At 55.6% G+C, this 16,818-nt stretch carries 13 protein-coding genes; all 13 read left to right on the forward strand.

Translation table 11 applies throughout. The features are described from left to right. The first annotated feature begins 18 nt into the window (after nt 1-18). The 13 genes from ileS to secA all read left to right on the forward strand — a co-directional run bounded on the left by ileS (nt 19) and on the right by secA (nt 16,712). Nucleotides 19-2,832, forward strand: coding sequence for an isoleucine--tRNA ligase (ileS, locus tag ACHZBS_RS23360; RefSeq protein WP_319408892.1), 2,814 nt, complete (start codon nt 19-21; stop codon nt 2,830-2,832). 1 nt (nt 2,833) lies between these two features. Continuing rightward, the gene (gene lspA / locus ACHZBS_RS23365; RefSeq protein WP_319408893.1) at nt 2,834-3,400 is read left to right on the forward strand and encodes a signal peptidase II; all 567 of its coding nucleotides are present in this window, start codon (nt 2,834-2,836) and stop codon (nt 3,398-3,400) included. 88 nt (nt 3,401-3,488) lie between these two features. After that, a complete protein-coding gene (holA, locus tag ACHZBS_RS23370) occupies nt 3,489-4,946 on the forward strand; it encodes a DNA polymerase III subunit delta (protein WP_319408894.1) in 1,458 nt (485 codons plus the stop codon). A gap of 118 nt (nt 4,947-5,064) precedes the next feature. Continuing rightward, nucleotides 5,065-5,274, forward strand: coding sequence for a hypothetical protein (locus ACHZBS_RS23375; protein ID WP_319408895.1), 210 nt, complete (start codon nt 5,065-5,067; stop codon nt 5,272-5,274). Nucleotides 5,275-5,490: 216 nt separating this feature from the next. After that, the gene (locus ACHZBS_RS23380; protein WP_319408896.1) at nt 5,491-6,663 is read left to right on the forward strand and encodes an ABC transporter substrate-binding protein; all 1,173 of its coding nucleotides are present in this window, start codon (nt 5,491-5,493) and stop codon (nt 6,661-6,663) included. Nucleotides 6,664-6,786: 123 nt separating this feature from the next. After that, the gene (locus ACHZBS_RS23385; RefSeq protein ID WP_319408897.1) at nt 6,787-7,752 is read left to right on the forward strand and encodes a branched-chain amino acid ABC transporter permease; all 966 of its coding nucleotides are present in this window, start codon (nt 6,787-6,789) and stop codon (nt 7,750-7,752) included. A 40-nt stretch (nt 7,753-7,792) separates the two neighbouring features. Next, complete coding sequence (locus ACHZBS_RS23390; protein ID WP_319408898.1) at nt 7,793-9,136, forward strand: branched-chain amino acid ABC transporter permease; 1,344 nt, start codon at nt 7,793-7,795, stop codon at nt 9,134-9,136. A 1-nt stretch (nt 9,137) separates the two neighbouring features. After that, nucleotides 9,138-9,911, forward strand: coding sequence for an ABC transporter ATP-binding protein (locus ACHZBS_RS23395; RefSeq protein WP_319408899.1), 774 nt, complete (start codon nt 9,138-9,140; stop codon nt 9,909-9,911). Beyond that, complete coding sequence (locus tag ACHZBS_RS23400; RefSeq protein ID WP_394708053.1) at nt 9,905-10,627, forward strand: ABC transporter ATP-binding protein; 723 nt, start codon at nt 9,905-9,907, stop codon at nt 10,625-10,627. The genes ACHZBS_RS23395 and ACHZBS_RS23400 overlap by 7 nt, the downstream gene beginning before the upstream one ends. Before the next feature lie 55 nt (nt 10,628-10,682). After that, entirely contained in the window at nt 10,683-11,720 is a 1,038-nt protein-coding gene (gene argC / locus ACHZBS_RS23405) for an N-acetyl-gamma-glutamyl-phosphate reductase (protein WP_319408901.1), read from the forward strand. A gap of 181 nt (nt 11,721-11,901) precedes the next feature. Continuing rightward, a complete protein-coding gene (folD, locus tag ACHZBS_RS23410) occupies nt 11,902-12,810 on the forward strand; it encodes a bifunctional methylenetetrahydrofolate dehydrogenase/methenyltetrahydrofolate cyclohydrolase FolD (protein ID WP_319408902.1) in 909 nt (302 codons plus the stop codon). A 200-nt stretch (nt 12,811-13,010) separates the two neighbouring features. Continuing rightward, nucleotides 13,011-13,937 carry a peptidoglycan DD-metalloendopeptidase family protein gene (locus tag ACHZBS_RS23415; RefSeq protein WP_319408903.1) on the forward strand — a complete coding sequence of 309 codons (927 nt, stop codon included), beginning with the start codon at nt 13,011-13,013 and terminating at the stop codon, nt 13,935-13,937. 243 nt (nt 13,938-14,180) lie between these two features. Continuing rightward, entirely contained in the window at nt 14,181-16,712 is a 2,532-nt protein-coding gene (secA, locus tag ACHZBS_RS23420) for a preprotein translocase subunit SecA (RefSeq protein WP_319408904.1), read from the forward strand. The last annotated feature ends 106 nt before the right edge of the window (nt 16,713-16,818 follow it).

Raw genomic sequence — 16,818 nt, forward strand, 5'->3', positions numbered from 1 at the left:
ACCGATACGGAGGCATCGATGGATTACAAGAAGACCCTGAACCTTCCAAACACCGGCTTTCCCATGAAAGCCAATCTCGCCGCTCGAGAACCCGATCAGCTGGCAACCTGGGAAACCATGGGGCTGTATGGTAAAATTCGGGAGAAGTCCAAGGGACGGCCTTCCTTCATGCTGCATGACGGCCCGCCTTATGCCAACGGTCATATCCATATCGGAACGGCACTGAACAAGATTTTAAAGGACATCATTATTCGCTCCCGGCAGATGGCCGGCTTCGACGCCCCCTATGTTCCGGGCTGGGACTGCCATGGTCTGCCCATCGAACACAATGTGGACAAAGAGCTGGGATCCAAAAAACAGGAGATGACCCAGGCTCAGGTGCGTCGCCGGTGTCGGTCCTACGCCGAGAAGTTCATCGATATCCAGCGCGACGAGTTCAAGCGTCTTGGTGTAATGGGCGAGTGGGACAATCCCTACCTGACCATGAACTACCGCTACGAGGCGACCATTGCCAGAGAATGCTGCAAGTTCGCCCTGGACGGCAGCCTGTTTCGCAGCAAGAAGCCGATCCACTGGTGCTGCAGCTGCAAGACCGCCCTTGCCGAGGCCGAGATCGAATACCATGATGAGACGTCGCCCTCGGTGTATGTTAACTTCGTGCTGAAAGACAATCCCGGAGACATTGCCGCAGAGTTGGCCGGGAAAAAGGTTTCCGTGGTAATCTGGACCACCACTCCCTGGACGCTGCCGGCCAACCTGGCCGTGGCCCTTCACCCCGATTTCGATTACACGGCCGTTGAGACCGGAGACGGGCAGGTTCTCATCCTGGCCCGGGATCTGGTGGACGCCTGCATGAAGATTTTCGGCATTGCCGATTACCGCATCCTGGTCGATCTCAAGGCCTCTGACCTGGAAAACAAGCGCTGCCGGCACCCTTTTTACGACCGGGATTCGCTGATCATTTTAGGCGACCATGTTACCCTGGAAGCGGGCACCGGTTGTGTGCACACCGCCCCCGGCCATGGTCGGGAGGACTACGACGTGGGTCTCCAGTACGGACTGGACGCCTATTCCCCGGTGAATGACAACGGTGTTTTTACCGACGAAGTGGAACGGTTTGCCGGGCAGTTCGTTTTCAAAGCCAACGACGCCATCAACCAGACGCTCAAGGACAAAGGCGTACTGCTGGCCAAAGCCGATATCAAACACAGCTACCCCCATTGCTGGCGCTGCAAACGACCGGTCATTTTTCGTGCGACGCCCCAGTGGTTTATCTCCATGAATAAGACGGGCCTGCGCAAAAAAGCGCTTGAGGCGATCGACCGGGTCCAGTGGATTCCCCACTGGGGAAGGGAACGCATTTTCGGCATGATCGAAAACCGGCCGGATTGGTGCGTCTCCCGCCAGCGGGCCTGGGGCGTTCCCATTACGGTATTTATCTGTGAACACTGCGATACCGTCCACATGGACGAAGCGACCATGAAGCATGTGTTTGACCAGTTTGCCGCAAACGGGGCCGATGTATGGTTCGAAAAGGAGGCGGCCGACCTGCTGCCGGAAGGCGCGGTGTGCAAACGCTGCGGCCATGCATCCTTTGCCAAAGAGACCGATATCCTGGATGTCTGGTTCGATTCGGGGGTCAGTCATGCCGCCGTGCTTGAAGACCGGGACTATCTGCAGTGGCCGGCGGATCTCTATTTGGAGGGCAGCGACCAGCACCGGGGATGGTTCCACAGCGCGTTGCTAACCGCCGTGGGCACCCGGGGAGAAGCCCCGTACCGCAGCGTATTGACCCATGGCTTCGTGGTGGATGCCGAAGGCAAGAAACAGTCCAAATCCTTAGGCAACGTGGTGGCGCCGAAAACGGTGATCGACAAATATGGTGCCGAGATTCTGCGCATGTGGGTGGCCGCCTCCGACTATCGGGACGATGTGAGAATTTCCGACAACATCCTCAAGCAGCTCAGCGATGCCTATCGTCGGATTCGCAATACCAGTCGGTTCCTTCTGGGCAACTTGAGTGATTTTTCGCCGGAGACCGACAGCGTGCCGGTCGATCAGATGCTGGATATCGACCGCTTTGCCCTGCATCAGCTCCAGGGGCTGGTGGCGCGGGTGCGCAAGGCGTATGATACCTACGAGTTTCATGTGATCTATCACCGGCTTTACAACTACTGCACCGTTGACCTTTCCTCTTTTTACCTGGACATTTTAAAAGACCGGCTCTACACCAGCCCGTCTGCGTCCACGGCACGGCGCAGCGCCCAGACGGCCATGTATGCCATTTTAGATGCCATGGCCCGGATCATGGCACCCATCATGCCCTTTACGGCCGAGGAGATTTGGAGCTATATGCCGGCGCTGAATGAAAAGGCCCAAAGCATTCACCTGGTCGCTTTCCCCAAACCGGACGCCGGACTGAAGGATGATGTCCTGGCCAAAAAATGGGAAACGCTGATCAACGTACGGGCTGAAGTGACCAAGGCGCTGGAACAGGCTCGGGCGGAAAAGGTGATCGGCCATTCACTGGATTCGTCGGTCACTGTCGGGCTCAACGATTCGCTTTTTACCGTTCTGGCCGATTTCCAGGATAATCTTCGATCCATCTTCATCGTTTCCCGTGCCGTCATGACCAAAGGGGAGATTCCCGGTGCCTATGCCGGCCAGGAAACCGAAGGCGTATGGGTCAAAGTGGAACCGGCCACCGGCGAAAAGTGCCAGCGGTGCTGGGTCTATGACGACAGCGTCGGAACACTCGCCGACCATCCCGCCATTTGCAGTCGCTGCTACAGATCACTGGCGCAGATCGACGAGATGGAACCGGCATCGTGATATGAAGACCACCAAACCGGAAACCACCGCATCCGGAAATCGTTCGGATGCGCCTGCGAAAAAGGCCGCCGGCGAGGCCCTGATTTCCTCGATGGGGTTCAAGCCATTTGCCGTGATTGCCGGATTGGTTGTGGTCTTGGACCAGACGACCAAACTGCTGGTTATGGTAAAAATGCCGCTTTATCATTCCATCACGGTGATCCAGGGTTTTTTCAACCTGACATATATCCGCAATCCAGGAGGGGCCTTCGGCTTCATGGCTGCCGGCAGCCAGGGGACCCGCAACCTGCTGTTTGTCGGTGTCTCGGCCATCGCCATGGGGCTGATCGTCTATTTTTACCGAAGCACCCCTAAAACTTACCCTTATCTGGCATCGGCCCTGGCCATGATTTTCGGGGGTGCCTTAGGCAACCTCATCGATCGGCTGCGCTTCGGTGAGGTGGTGGATTTTCTGGATGTCTACGTGGGAGCCTACCACTGGCCGGCCTTCAATGTGGCGGACAGCGGCATCACCGTGGGTATCACGATTTTCATTGCTCACCTCGTGTTGGGGAAAATGCCGAATTAGCCAATAGCTGATGGCTGATAGCACATAGGGAAAGCAATCCTTCATTTTATAGCGCCACCAACCAATAGCTTTGAGCTTTCAACTATTTATGCCAACTATTGCCTACAATGCGTTTGCCGACTATCTGAGCCGCACGTTCGCCGCCGACTGGCCGGCGGTCACCCTGGTATGCGGAGAAGAAATGCTTTGTAAAAAGGCGGTCGAGGGGATGCTGGATGTGTTGATGCCCCGAGGGGAAAGAACCCTCGGGGTCGAGCATTTCGATGGCGGTGAAGATACCCTTGGCGGAGTGCTGTCCAGCATGAATACCTATGCCCTGCTTTCCGCTACCAAGGTGGTGGTGCTGCAGGACGCCCGGCTTTTTTATTCGGCCATGGCCCAGCAAGGGCTTCGCGAGAAGATGGTGCAGGCTGCCCAAAGCGGGGATATGAAAAAGGCGTCGCGGCCATTCTTAAACCTGATGGCGCTTGCCGGATTGGCCTTTGAGGATCTGGCCACGCCGGCACTGAGAAGTAAGGTGGTCGACGATGTTGATGGCGAACCGGCATCCTGGTTTTCCCAATTGATGGAATTTTGTCGCGAGAACGGGCTTCGAATTCCGGTAAAGCGCGACGATGCGGATTTACTCAAAGCAGCCATGGAAAAGGGCTTTCCGGATGGGCATCGTCTGGTGATTACCACTGATTTCGTCGATCGTCGAAAAGTCCTGTTCAAAGCCATCGGTGAAACGGGCCTGGTGGTGGATTGCACCGTCCCCAAAGGGGAGACACGAACGGATCGGTCGGCCCAGGATGCGGTGATGCAGGCGGCCATGGATGATGCCTTGGCGCAGGCCGCCAAGCGGATGGCCGTGGATGCGCGCCAGCGGCTGTTGCAGTGGACCGGTTTCGATCTTCGTACCCTTTCCGGCAACCTGGAAAAGCTGATCAGCTTTGTAGGGGATCGAAAAACGATTGTCGACGCGGATGTGACCACCGTGTTGCAGCGCACCCGCAAGGATCCCATCTTCGAGTTTACCAATGCGGTCGCGGACCGCGATTTGCCGGCTATTCTGTTCTTCCTGAAAAGTCTGCTGGATGACGGGTTGCATCCCCTGCAGTTGCTGGCGGCGGTGGCCAACCAGATTCGCCGGCTGTTGCTGGCCAAAGACTTCATCGTGCGGGACCGGGGTCGGTCCTGGTCTGACCGCATGACATTTCCCCAGTTTAAAGCCGGTCCGTTCACGGCCGTTCAGGCGGATGATGGGGCCTCTGCCGCCCTTACGGAAGCGTGGGAGTCGATTCTGGACCCACCCACTGAGAGGACAAAACCGAAAAAGGTGGCATCCAGCGACCTGATTCTGGCGAAGAACCTCAAGAGCCCCTTTCCGGTTTTCCAGACCCTCAAAAAAACCGACCATTTTTCTCTGGAAGAATTGACATCGGCGGTCATTGATTTGAGCGAGACCGACAAACGCATGAAATCTTCGGGACAGGATCCCCGTATCCTTCTTGAAGCGTTTCTGATTGGCCTGTGCCAAAAATCAGGTAGACAGACTGAAGGCTGAAGTTGTTTTGGGTTGAATGCGTGCTGCTGCTGTATAGGCCTGCATTCCGCCCAACAAGGCATTAACACGGATTTCGCCTAACTTTAATGAGCGATAAGCTACTGAATTGAGGTCAACCGTGGGTTTTTTGAAAAATCAGCAGGTCAAGGTGGCCATTCGCCTGCTGGCCTGGCAGTATGAAAGGAACGGTCAGCCGTTGCCGGAAAAGGCGTTGCTGGAAGGACATGCCCGGCAGATCGTCGATGAAGCCCACCGCATCGCCCGGCAGCGGGGTGGAAATGTGCTTTCCATTCTAAAAGAGATGGTGACGGAGATGCGCCGCCGATAATCAACCCCCGACAACGGCCTGTCTCCACCTCGCTTGCCGGTTGCTGCTCTGATCCCAAAATCGGTTCCCGACAGAAAAACCAGTCTTTTCAATCTGTGGGCATGGGAAAATGTCGTTGAAAAACACATGGGCCCATGTTAATGAGGCAGACTATTCACTTCGGGGCGTGTATCCCCCCAGCTAACCCACCTAATCGGCAGTAAAAGGAGGAGTGACATGCGTAAATTTTCTAGTGGTCTCTTATTGTTTCTGGTTGCTGTAATTGCATTCACGTTTGTGGCTGTGGATGCCGGCGCAGCGGAAACCATCAAGATCGGTTTCAACATCCCCCTGACCGGCGACAACCCTGACGTGGGTGCATCATCGAAAAATGCTGCGGAAATGTATCTGAAGAAAAACCCGAAGGTCACCGTGGGGGGTAAATCCTACGCTCTCAAGTTTTTCTATGATGACAACGAGTACAAGGCCGAATCGGCCGTCAAGGTCAGTACCAAGCTGATCACCGAAGAGGGGGTGTTGGGTATCATCGGCCCCCAGTCATCCAGCCAGGCCGTACCCGCCGGTGAGGTGGCCAACAACTATGCCACCCCCATGATCAGCCCCTGGTCCACCAACCCCAATACCACCTTGAATCGGCCCTATGTATTTCGCGGCTGTTTCCTGGATCCCTTCCAGGGTCCGGTTATCGCCAATTTCGCCACGGATGAGCTGGGCGCAAAAAAAGCAGCCGTGCTTTACGACATTGCTGCCGATTACCCAAAGGGGCTGGCAGAATTTTTCAAGGAGGCTTTCGAAAAGATCCACGGTCCCGGTTCCGTTGTGGCCTTCGAAAGCTTCACCACCGGCGACAAGGATTTTTCCGCCCAGATGACCAACATCATGATGGCCGGTGCCGATGTGCTTTTCGTTCCCCAGTACTACAGCGAAGTGCCCCTGATCGTGCGGGCCGCTAAAGAGATGGGGTGGACCAAACCGATCCTCGGTTCCGATTCCTGGGGCGGCGGTGACCTGATGGGGCTGTGCGGTGACGATTGCAAGGGGTACTACTTTTCTACCCATTATGCTGCAGCCGGTGCCAAGGGTGCCACTAAAACCTTTATTGACGAATACACTTCCGCGTATGGCAAAACCCCCGACGACGTAGCCGCTCTGACCTGGGATTCTTTGGGGCTGATGGTCCAGGCCATCAAAGACACCGGCGGGCTGTCCGGCGACATCAAAGCCGACCGGACCAAGGTTAAAGATGCCCTGGCATCTATCAAGAATTTTCCGGGCATCACCGGCGCCATGACCTTTACGCCCGATGGCGATCCGAAAAAATGTGCCGTGGTGGTCAAGATCAACAACGAGGGCAAGTTTGAATTTTTTAAATCGGTCTGCCCCAAATAAGACCTGAAACCGACAAACGATCATTGTAATAAACCGGCCGCTTTCCTCCTGGGGGCGGCCGGCTCAACGAAAAAGGGATCAGGCGTGCCTGTTTCCCTTTCCTTTTGACGGGAGCCGCTGCCCATGACCGTTAACTTTCTCATGCAGAATCTGATCAATGCCCTGCAGTGGGGCAGTTTTTACGCCCTGATCGCACTCGGGTACTCCATGGTGTACAGCATCCTCATGCTGTTCAACTTCGCTCATGGCGACATTTTCATGGTGGGGGCCTACATCGGCCTGGGCGTCTCCTTGGGCCTGCTGTCCCTGTTTGGTAGCGGAGCCGCAGCCGTTTTGCCCGGCTGGGTGGTGCTGGTACTGACGATTTTAATTTCCATGTTCCTCACCGCATTTGTGGGAATCATCGTGGAGCGGGTCGGGTATCGGCCCCTGCGGGAGGCGCCGCGGGCATCGGCAGCCATCACGGGCCTGATGATCGGCATCATCCTGGAAACCGCCAATATCCTCTTTCTGGGTGGTTCACGGCTTAAATTCCCCCAGTTGATTGAATCGGTTACTTACAACATCGGCGGTGTATACGTGACCAACAAGAAGATTATGATCGTGCTGGTCTCCATCGGGCTGATGCTGGCCCTGCACCAGTTGATCACCCGTACCAAGTGGGGCATGGCCATGCGGGCCATGGCCTACGATTACGTGGTGGTTCCCCTGGTGGGGGTGCCCATGAACACCATTGCCGCCATGACCTTTGCCATCGGGTCGGCGCTGGCCGCCGCCGCCGGTATCCTCTTCGGGTTGGCCTATCCGGTCCTGGATCCCTATATGGGCGTCAGCTTCGGATGGAAAGCCTTCGTGGCCGCCATTCTCGGCGGGCGGGGCTCTATCATGGGAGCCTGCATCGCCGGCTTCATGCTCGGTTTTATCGAGATCATGACGGTTCCGGCCATCCAGATCATGAACCGCCTGTTCTCGCTGAATATCGGGTCCAATTTTCGTGATCTCATTGCCTATTCCATCGTCCTGCTGATCCTCATTTTCAGGCCGCACGGGCTCTTCGGGCAGGCATACAGCGCGAAACTACGACTCTAATCCTCATCCTGATCTTATCTGCGGACAAGGAAACGTTGCTATGGACGAAACACTCGCACCGAAACAGGCCGGCGGTATTCTCTACCGGGTGGGCCTGTTTTTTAAACCGGTGCCCCTTTTGGGTTATCTTCTCGGGTTTCTGGTTTGCGTGCTCTGGGAGCAGCTGGCCGGCGAAGAACTGTCATCGTTGTTGAGACTGCCCAAGATGCCGATTCTTTTCGGCCTCCTCACCATTTTTAAAGTGGTGGCCGGGATTGTCAATTTTCTCATCAAGGGGGATGCTTTCAATTGGGCCAGGCTGGTTGAAATCCCCATGGCCCTGGTCTATCTGACCGTTATCTACCTCGTACCGCTGGCCCTGGTCTCCCGGGCCGCCGTCAAGCCTGCCAATGCGATCGCGCGATACCTTCAGAAATTCCCCCTCATCATTACTGCGTTGGTTCAACTGGGTTTGATGTATGCGGTACTGCACGTGTGGGCCGAGGTAAGCGACTACCGGCTGATATTCCTCAAATTGACCCTGATCGCCGTCCTGTTCACCCTGAGCCTGAACATCATCAACGGGTACATGGGGGAATTTTCATGTTCCCACCCCGGTTTCATGGCCATCGGTGCTTACATGTCCAGCCTATTTACGGTGGGGCTGTTTACCAGTGACAAGGTGCTGGGCGATGCGGTTTTCACCTTTTCCACCGCCTACCTGACCTTTCCCCTGGCGTTGATCTTCGGTGGGGTGACGGCCGCCCTGGGCGCATTGATTATCGCCATCCCTTCCTTTAAAACCCGCGGGGACTATCTGGCCATCATCAGCCTGGCGTTTCTTTTCATCGTGAAAAGTTTTTTCGAAAACATGCAGGCATTGGGCGGCAGCCGGGGCATTTCGGGACAGCCGGACTGGGCCACCCTGCCGGTAATTTTCATTACCATGGCTTTCGGTATCTGGACGATCAACAATTTTGTCACCTCCACTATGGGCAAAGCGCTCAACGCGGTGCGCGACGACGAATCGGCGGCCGAAGCCATGACCGTGGACACCCGAAAAACCAAGATGGCGGCATTCTTGTTCGGCGCATTCTGGGCGGGTGTGTCCGGCGGCCTGCTGGCCCACGTGCTCCGCTATGTGAACCCGGCCATGTTCAGTGTCCAGAAACTGGCGGAAGTACTGGCCATGGTCTATTTCGGCGGTTTGAACTCGGTATACGGATCCATTGTCGGAGCCGTGTCCATCAGCCTGCTGGGGGAGGCGCTGCGGCCCCTGGAAATTTTCAAGTGGATCGTTATTCCGCTGTTGCTCATCCTGGTGATGATCTACCGGCCCACCGGGCTCATCGCTTTCAAGGAATTCAATGCCCGGCAGGTTTTCGGACCCAAGGAGGTGGATTGATATGCCGCTTCTTCACGTCACAGACATGAGCCACAATTTCGGCGGCCTGCAGGCCGTTTCCGGATACAACCTCAGCCTAGACCCGGGCCAGATTACCGGGCTGATCGGCCCCAACGGTGCCGGCAAAACCACCATCTTCAACCTGATTACCGGTATCTACCGGCCGACCCAGGGGTCCGTGGAATTCGACGGTGAGGAACTCGTCGGCAAAAAACCCAACGAGACCGCCTCCATGGGGCTGGCCCGCACCTTCCAGGAGATGAAGCTCTGGCGCCATATGACCGTTCTGGAACATATCAAGATGGCCCGCTATTCCAAACTCTCATATGGCCTGTGGGGGGCTTTCCTGGACACCCCCAAGCGCCGGTTGGAAGAGCGCCAGACCACGGACCTCGCCATGGAATATCTGAAGATGTTTGCCGTGGACCAGTTTGCCGACCAGTTGGTGGTCAACCTGCCTTATGGTGCCCAGCGTCGGGTGGAGATGGCCCGGGCCATGGTCATCGAGCCCAAGGTGCTCCTGCTGGACGAACCCACGGTGGGTATGACCCCTGACGAGATGATGGCCATGATCGAGGTGGTCCGCAAAGCCCATGAGCGCTTCAATCTGGCCATTTTTCTCATCGAACACCGGCTTCGGGTGGTTCACGAACTCTGCCAGCATGTGCAGGCCCTGGTGTTCGGCCAAGTCCTCGTGGAGGGAACGCCGACCGAAGTCCAGAATCATCCCAAGGTCATCGAGGCCTACATTGGTCAACAGGAGGTGGAATTCTGATGCTGCTCAACGTGGAAAACCTCCGGGTGTCATACGGCAATATCAAAGCCCTGCACGGGATCAGCTTCAATATCGATGCCGGTGAAATCGTCACCATCATCGGCGCCAACGGAGCCGGCAAAAGTACAACGCTGCGGGCTGTTTCCCGAATGGTACCGGTGGAGACCGGGTCGGTCATGACCTGCATGGGAAAAGACCTGCTTAAATTTCCGGCAGACAAGGTGGTCAGCCAACTGGGCATTACCCACGTACCCGAAGGCCGCCGTCTGTTCGGCAACCTGACGGTGATGGAGAACCTCCAACTGGCCACCTTTGCGCGCACGGATCGGGATCATGTGAAAAATGATTATCGCCGGGTGTTCGAAATTTTTCCCCGGCTCGAAGAGCGCAAGTCCCAGGCGTCGGGCACCTTGAGCGGCGGTGAGCAGCAGATGCTGGCCATCGGCCGTGCATTTATGAGCGGCCGCCGGCTGATGCTGCTGGACGAGCCTTCCATGGGATTGTCGCCGCTGCTCATGATGAACGTGTTCCAGGCCCTCAAGGAGATCAACCGGCAGGAGGGCACCGCCATCCTGCTGGTGGAGCAGAATGCCCGGTTGGCGCTGAAGTTCTCCAAAAAAGGCTATGTTCTGGAAAATGGCAACCTGGTGCTGGAAGGCGATTCCGAGACTCTGATCAATGATCCTGAGGTGAAGAAAGCCTACCTGGGTGGGTAAAGAAAGCTCAAGGCTCAACGCTGAAAGCTGAAAAGGAAAAACAAAAGGAGACCCCATGCTTCGTGCAGCTGTCGTTGGCGCTTCCGGGTACGCGGGTGCCGAATTGGTCCGAATCCTTTCCGGCCATCCGGATGTGGCCCTGTCCGTCATCACCTCCCGGCAGTATGCCGGAGTTGCCTTCGATACCATCTATCCGGCTTTAAACGGATTCGTAAAGCTGGATTGTGAGGGCAGCGAACCCACCGCCGTCGCTAAAAACAGCGATATCGTTTTTCTCGCATTGCCGCACAAGGCGTCCATGGCTATGGTTCCCGGCCTTCTGGATGCGGGACGACGGGTGGTGGACCTTTCTGCGGACTTCAGGTTCAACAACCGTGATGCCTACGAGGCGCACTACCAGGTCCACACCTGTGCCCACTTGATGGACAAGGCGGTGTATGGGTTAAGTGAGATTTATGGCGAAAAGGTGGCCGCTGCGGACCTGGTCGGCAACCCGGGCTGTTATCCCACCAGTGTGCTGCTTCCGCTGCTGCCTCTGATCAAAGAGAAGCTTGTGGATCCGGCCACCGTCATTGCCGATTGTAAGTCAGGCGTCAGTGGAGCCGGTCGCGGTGCCAACCAGGCCACCCATTTCTGTCATGTCAATGAATCCTTCAAGGCATACAAGGTCGGGGGGCACCGGCACACCCCGGAAATAGAAGAAAATATTTCGCTCTGTGCAGGCCGGTCGGTAAAAATCACCTTTGTGCCTCACCTGGTGCCCATGACCCGGGGGATGGAAAGCACGGTTTACGTCACGACTTCTCCCCGCGTCGATGAAATGCTGATCCGACAGTGCCTGGAATCGCATTACCACGACAAGCCCTTCATCCGCCTGCTGCCCGGCGGTCGCTTCCCGGACACCTTGCACGTCAGGGGAACCAATTTTTGCGATATCGGCTGGGCGGTGGATCCCGGCAGCGGCCGGCTGGTTCTGATGTCCGCCATCGACAACCTGGTCAAAGGGGCCGCCGGGCAGGCCGTCCAGAACATGAACCTGATGTTCGGTTTCGATGAAACCGCGGGCCTGGGCGGCGTTCCCTATCCGCTGTAGCTGTAACAGATTTCCAACAAGATCGCTTTGTTGACATCCACACTATTTTGGACTAAACAAGGGGCGATTTCATCATCTATCCTTGCCATTTTACTATTTGCCATAATCGTTTTTGAAAACGCCGACGGCTTTTCATTAGGGTATTTCGCACCGAAACCATAAATGTGAAAGGAGACTGGAGATGACAGCAACGCTTATCAAGGGAACCGAGATCCGGGAGCAGATTCTCGAGGAAATCACTGCCGAGGTGAAACAGATCAAGGAGAAACACGGTGTGGTTCCCGGACTGGTCACCATCCTCGTGGGGGAGAGCCCGGCATCCATTTCCTATGTGACCCTCAAGATCAAGACCGCTCACCGAGTCGGGTTCAAGGAGATTCAGGACAATCAGTCGGTAGACATCTCAGAAGCGGACTTATTGGCGCTGATCGACAAATACAACAAGGATGACAGCATCAACGGTATCCTGGTCCAACTCCCTCTCCCCAAACACATCGATGAGAAAAAAGTTCTCAATGCCATCGACCCGGACAAGGATGTGGACGGATTCCATCCGGTCAATGTGGGACGGCTGATGATCGGCGGGGCCGAAGTCAAGTTTCCTCCGTGTACTCCCGCAGGGATCCAGGAGATGATTGTGCGCGCAGGGGTTGAGACGAGCGGAGCTGAAGTCGTTGTGGTGGGCCGCTCCAACATTGTGGGCAAACCGATCGCCAACATGATGGTCCAAAAAGGCCCCGGTGCCAATGCCACCGTTACCATCGTCCACACCCGGACCAAAGACCTGGCTGCCCATTGCAAACGAGCCGATATTCTGATCGTTGCCGCAGGCGTACCGGATCTGGTGAAGCCTGAATGGATCAAACCCGGTGCCTGTGTCATTGATGTCGGTGTCAACCGTGTGGGTGAGAAAATCAGTGAAAAAACCGGCAAGAAGGTAGCCATCCTCAAGGGCGACGTGGACTTCGATGCCGCCAAGGAAATCGCCGGCTCAATCACCCCGGTTCCCGGCGGCGTGGGCCCTATGACCATTACCATGCTCATGCTCAACACCCTGAAATCTCTCAAATTCAAACTGGGTATTGCCTAGACGACTTGAGAAGCACTTCCCCCCCATCGGGCTGAATTCATTTGCTAATTAAAATGGGGAGTTAAATGGAAACAACGGCTACCGTGGTATTGACAGGAGGTCTATATCATGGTAGCCTTTTTTTGTTCATGCTGATTTCGTTAATAACCAATTGATATTTATGGATAAAACGTTAAATTTGCTTCTGGCATGGAAGGGTAATGGCTAAAAAAGTATCGTTTATCATGTTGAGCAACTCGGGAACGACGGTCAAACAGTTTACCATCCCCGTTGCCCTGTTGGTGGCTATGGCACTGGTGACTATCTTATGCGTTGCGTTTATCGGTATTTCCTTCCACGATTACCAACTCCTTCGAAAATCCCTTGCCGCCAACCACCATGTGGCCAAAACCATTGACGAACAGCGGGAAGAGATCGGGCAACAACGGCTGCAGATTCAATCATTCGCCCATGAAATCAATGCTCTCAAGGAAAAGCTGGTCGAATTGGACCAATTTGAGGAGAAAATTCGCGTCATTGCCAATCTGGCACCCAGACAGGCGGACGACAACCTTTTCGGCGTGGGGGGGGCTGCTCCCGAAGACCTGGAACCCCAGTTAGAGCTGACCCAGCGCCACGAGGGGTTGATGCGTGAAATGCACAAACAGGTGGACGAACTGGATACGGCATCCCAGCGCCAGGAGAACAGCTTCGGTTCCCTGCTGGACAATCTGGAAGGTCAGCGCAATCTGTTGGCTTCAACGCCCGCCATTCGACCCACCAGTGGCTGGATGACCTCCCGCTTCGGCTACCGGGTTTCCCCGTTCACCGGCAGGAAAGAGTTTCACAAAGGGGTGGACATTGCCAACCGAAAAGGAACCGCCATCCTGGCTACAGCCAATGGAATCGTTTCCTTTGCCGGCAATAAAGGAACGATGGGAAATGTGCTTGTGATCGATCACGGCCATGGCATGATCACCCGCTACGCCCATCTCAGCGAAACCCTGAAGAAAATTGGAGAAAAGGTCAAACGCGGTGACATCGTCGCCCAGATGGGCAACAGTGGCCGCAGCACCGGCCCTCATCTACATTATGAAGTTTACCTCAATGGCGTTCCCGTGAATCCTGCCACGTATATCCTGAATTGACCGGCAGGTGTCAAACCGACCCCAATAGCTGTTCTACCCCGACTGGTTATTCGGTTGTATCCCGCCCTTATCGGCCGACGGTATGGTTCCGAAAAAGGTGGATTGCCCCTTTGCGCTTGAGTGGTCCGGTAAAATGGTTTAGAATGCCGGCGCTTTAACACCGGGGTGGATACCGAAAAGACTGTCCCCGTGCAATTCATATCCAGAGACGCCATCCGATCGATGAAAGTGGAGATTGAATAGATGATTGGTAAAATTTTAACCCAGCTGTTCGGCAGCAAAAATGAACGGGAACTGAGAAAGCTTCAACCTTTTGTAGAGGCCATCAATTCCCTGGAACCGAAGATGAATGCCATGAGCGAAGCGCAACTCAAAGGCCAGACGGCTCAGCTCAAGACCCGCCTCGACAATGGGGAACCGTTGGATGATCTGCTGCCCGAAGCCTTTGCCACCGTCAGGGAAGCCTCGATGCGGGCGCTGGAAATGCGTCCCTACGACGTTCAACTCATCGGCGGCATGGTGCTTCATGGCGGAAAAATTGCCGAGATGAAAACCGGTGAAGGCAAAACCCTGGTGGCCACGCTGCCCGTCTACCTCAATGCACTCACCGGGCGAGGGGTGCATGTGATTACCGTTAACGACTACCTTGCACGGCGTGACACGGAGTGGATGGGACAGATCTACACCTACCTGGGGATGTCGGTGGGAACGGTCCAGCACGGGCTCGACGACCGTCAGCGAAAAGAATCCTACGGTGCAGATATTACTTACGGAACCAACAATGAATTCGGTTTCGATTATCTTCGGGACAATATGAAGTTCGATGCCCAGTCGTTGGTCCAGCGGGATCTTCATTTTGCCATCGTGGACGAAGTGGACAGTATTCTTATCGATGAAGCCCGGACGCCATTGATCATCTCCGGTCCTGCCGAAAAATCGACCCAGCTTTATTACCAGGTCAATGGGATTATCCCCAAATTCAAGGCGGAGGTGGATTACAAGATCGACGAAAAGGCCCGGAGTGCTGCTCTCACCGAAGAGGGGGTGGCCCGTGCCGAGCAGCTGCTGGGCGTTGAGAACCTTTACGACCCAGGCAATATCGAGCTGCTTCACCATACCAACCAGGCCCTGAAGGCCCACACCCTGTTCAAACGTGATGTGGACTATATCGTCAAAGAGGGCGAGGTGATCATCGTTGACGAGTTTACCGGGCGGCTCATGCCCGGCCGCCGTTACAGCGAAGGACTGCACCAGGCGTTGGAAGCCAAGGAGAACGTCAAGATCGAGAACGAGAACCAGACCCTGGCCACCATCACCTTTCAGAATTACTTCCGGATGTACGACAAACTGGCGGGTATGACCGGTACGGCGGACACCGAGGCAGCGGAATTCAAGAAGATCTACAACCTGGACGTATCGGTGATACCCACCAACATGCCCATGATACGGAAAGACTTTTCCGATGTGATCTACAAGACCCGCAGGGAAAAGTTCGATGCCGCTATCGAGGAGATCAAAGCGCTCCACCAGAAAGGCCAACCGGTGCTGGTGGGCACGGTCTCCATCGACATCTCCGAGCAGCTGGCCAAAAAACTGAAAAAACAGGGCATTCCCCATGAGGTGCTCAACGCCAAGAATCACGAGAAAGAGGCGGAAATCATCTCCATGGCCGGCCAGAAAGGGGCGGTGACCATCTCCACAAACATGGCCGGACGCGGCACCGACATTGTGCTGGGTGAAGGCGTGACCGAACTGGGCGGCCTCCACATCCTGGGTACCGAGCGCCACGAGAGCCGGCGCATCGACAACCAGCTGCGCGGCCGCTCCGGACGCCAGGGAGACCCTGGCTCTTCCCGTTTCTATCTGGCGCTGGAGGATGACCTGCTGCGTATTTTCGGCGGCGAGCGCATTACCGGGATTATGGAGCGACTGGGTATGGAAGAGGGCGAACCCATCGAACACAACCTGATCAGCCGTGCCATCGAGAATGCCCAGTCCAAGGTGGAGGCCCACAACTTTGACATCCGCAAGCACCTGCTGGAATACGACGACGTCATGAACCAGCAGCGCGAGGTGATTTATAAACAGCGCCGCGACCTGCTTACCGGCGTTGACCTGAAATCCACCATCGAAGATATCATGATGGAATCGGCCGAGGATATCGCAGCCAAATTTGCTGATGAGCGGGCCATTCCCGCGGAGTGGGAATGGGAGGCCATTTCGGATGCCGTTTTTCAGCAGTTCAATTTCCGGTTGGCGAAAATGGATGAAGATACCCTGGACGGCCTTACTGAAGAGGGGTTGGCACAGGAAATTTACGATCAAGCCCACCTCCTCTATGAGGAGAAAGCCGCTATGCTGGGCGGGGGGGATGATTTCCGGCAACTGGAGCGGATGGTTATGCTACAGACCGTGGATAATTTATGGAAAGATCATCTGCTGTCCATGGATCATCTCAAGGAAGGCATCGGGCTGCGCGGGTACGCCCAGCAGAATCCGCTGCTGGTCTACAAAAAAGAAGGCTTCGATATGTTCCAGGAGACCATCGACCGCATCAAGTCGGAAACTCTTGGCATTCTGTTCCGGATACAACTGGCCGAACCGGAACACATCGATGACCTGAAAAAGCCCAAGGAGCAGAAACTGATCTTTTCCGGCAGCGGCGATGCTCCGGCCACCCAAAAACCGGTCAAACGGGAATCCGAAAAAATCGGCCGCAATGATCCCTGCCCGTGCGGCAGTGGTAAGAAATACAAGAAGTGCTGTGGCAGATAGCGTACCTTCCGAAGTGCCGTCTTGCGGCCCAGCTCGGTGTTCTCGCCTTTTTAAAATCCTCGACGTAGCGCTGCTACGCCTCCGGTTTTAAAAAAGCTGCGGCCTT

The sequence above is a fragment of the uncultured Desulfosarcina sp. genome (assembly GCF_963664155.2).
Taxonomy (GTDB): domain Bacteria; phylum Desulfobacterota; class Desulfobacteria; order Desulfobacterales; family Desulfosarcinaceae; genus Desulfosarcina.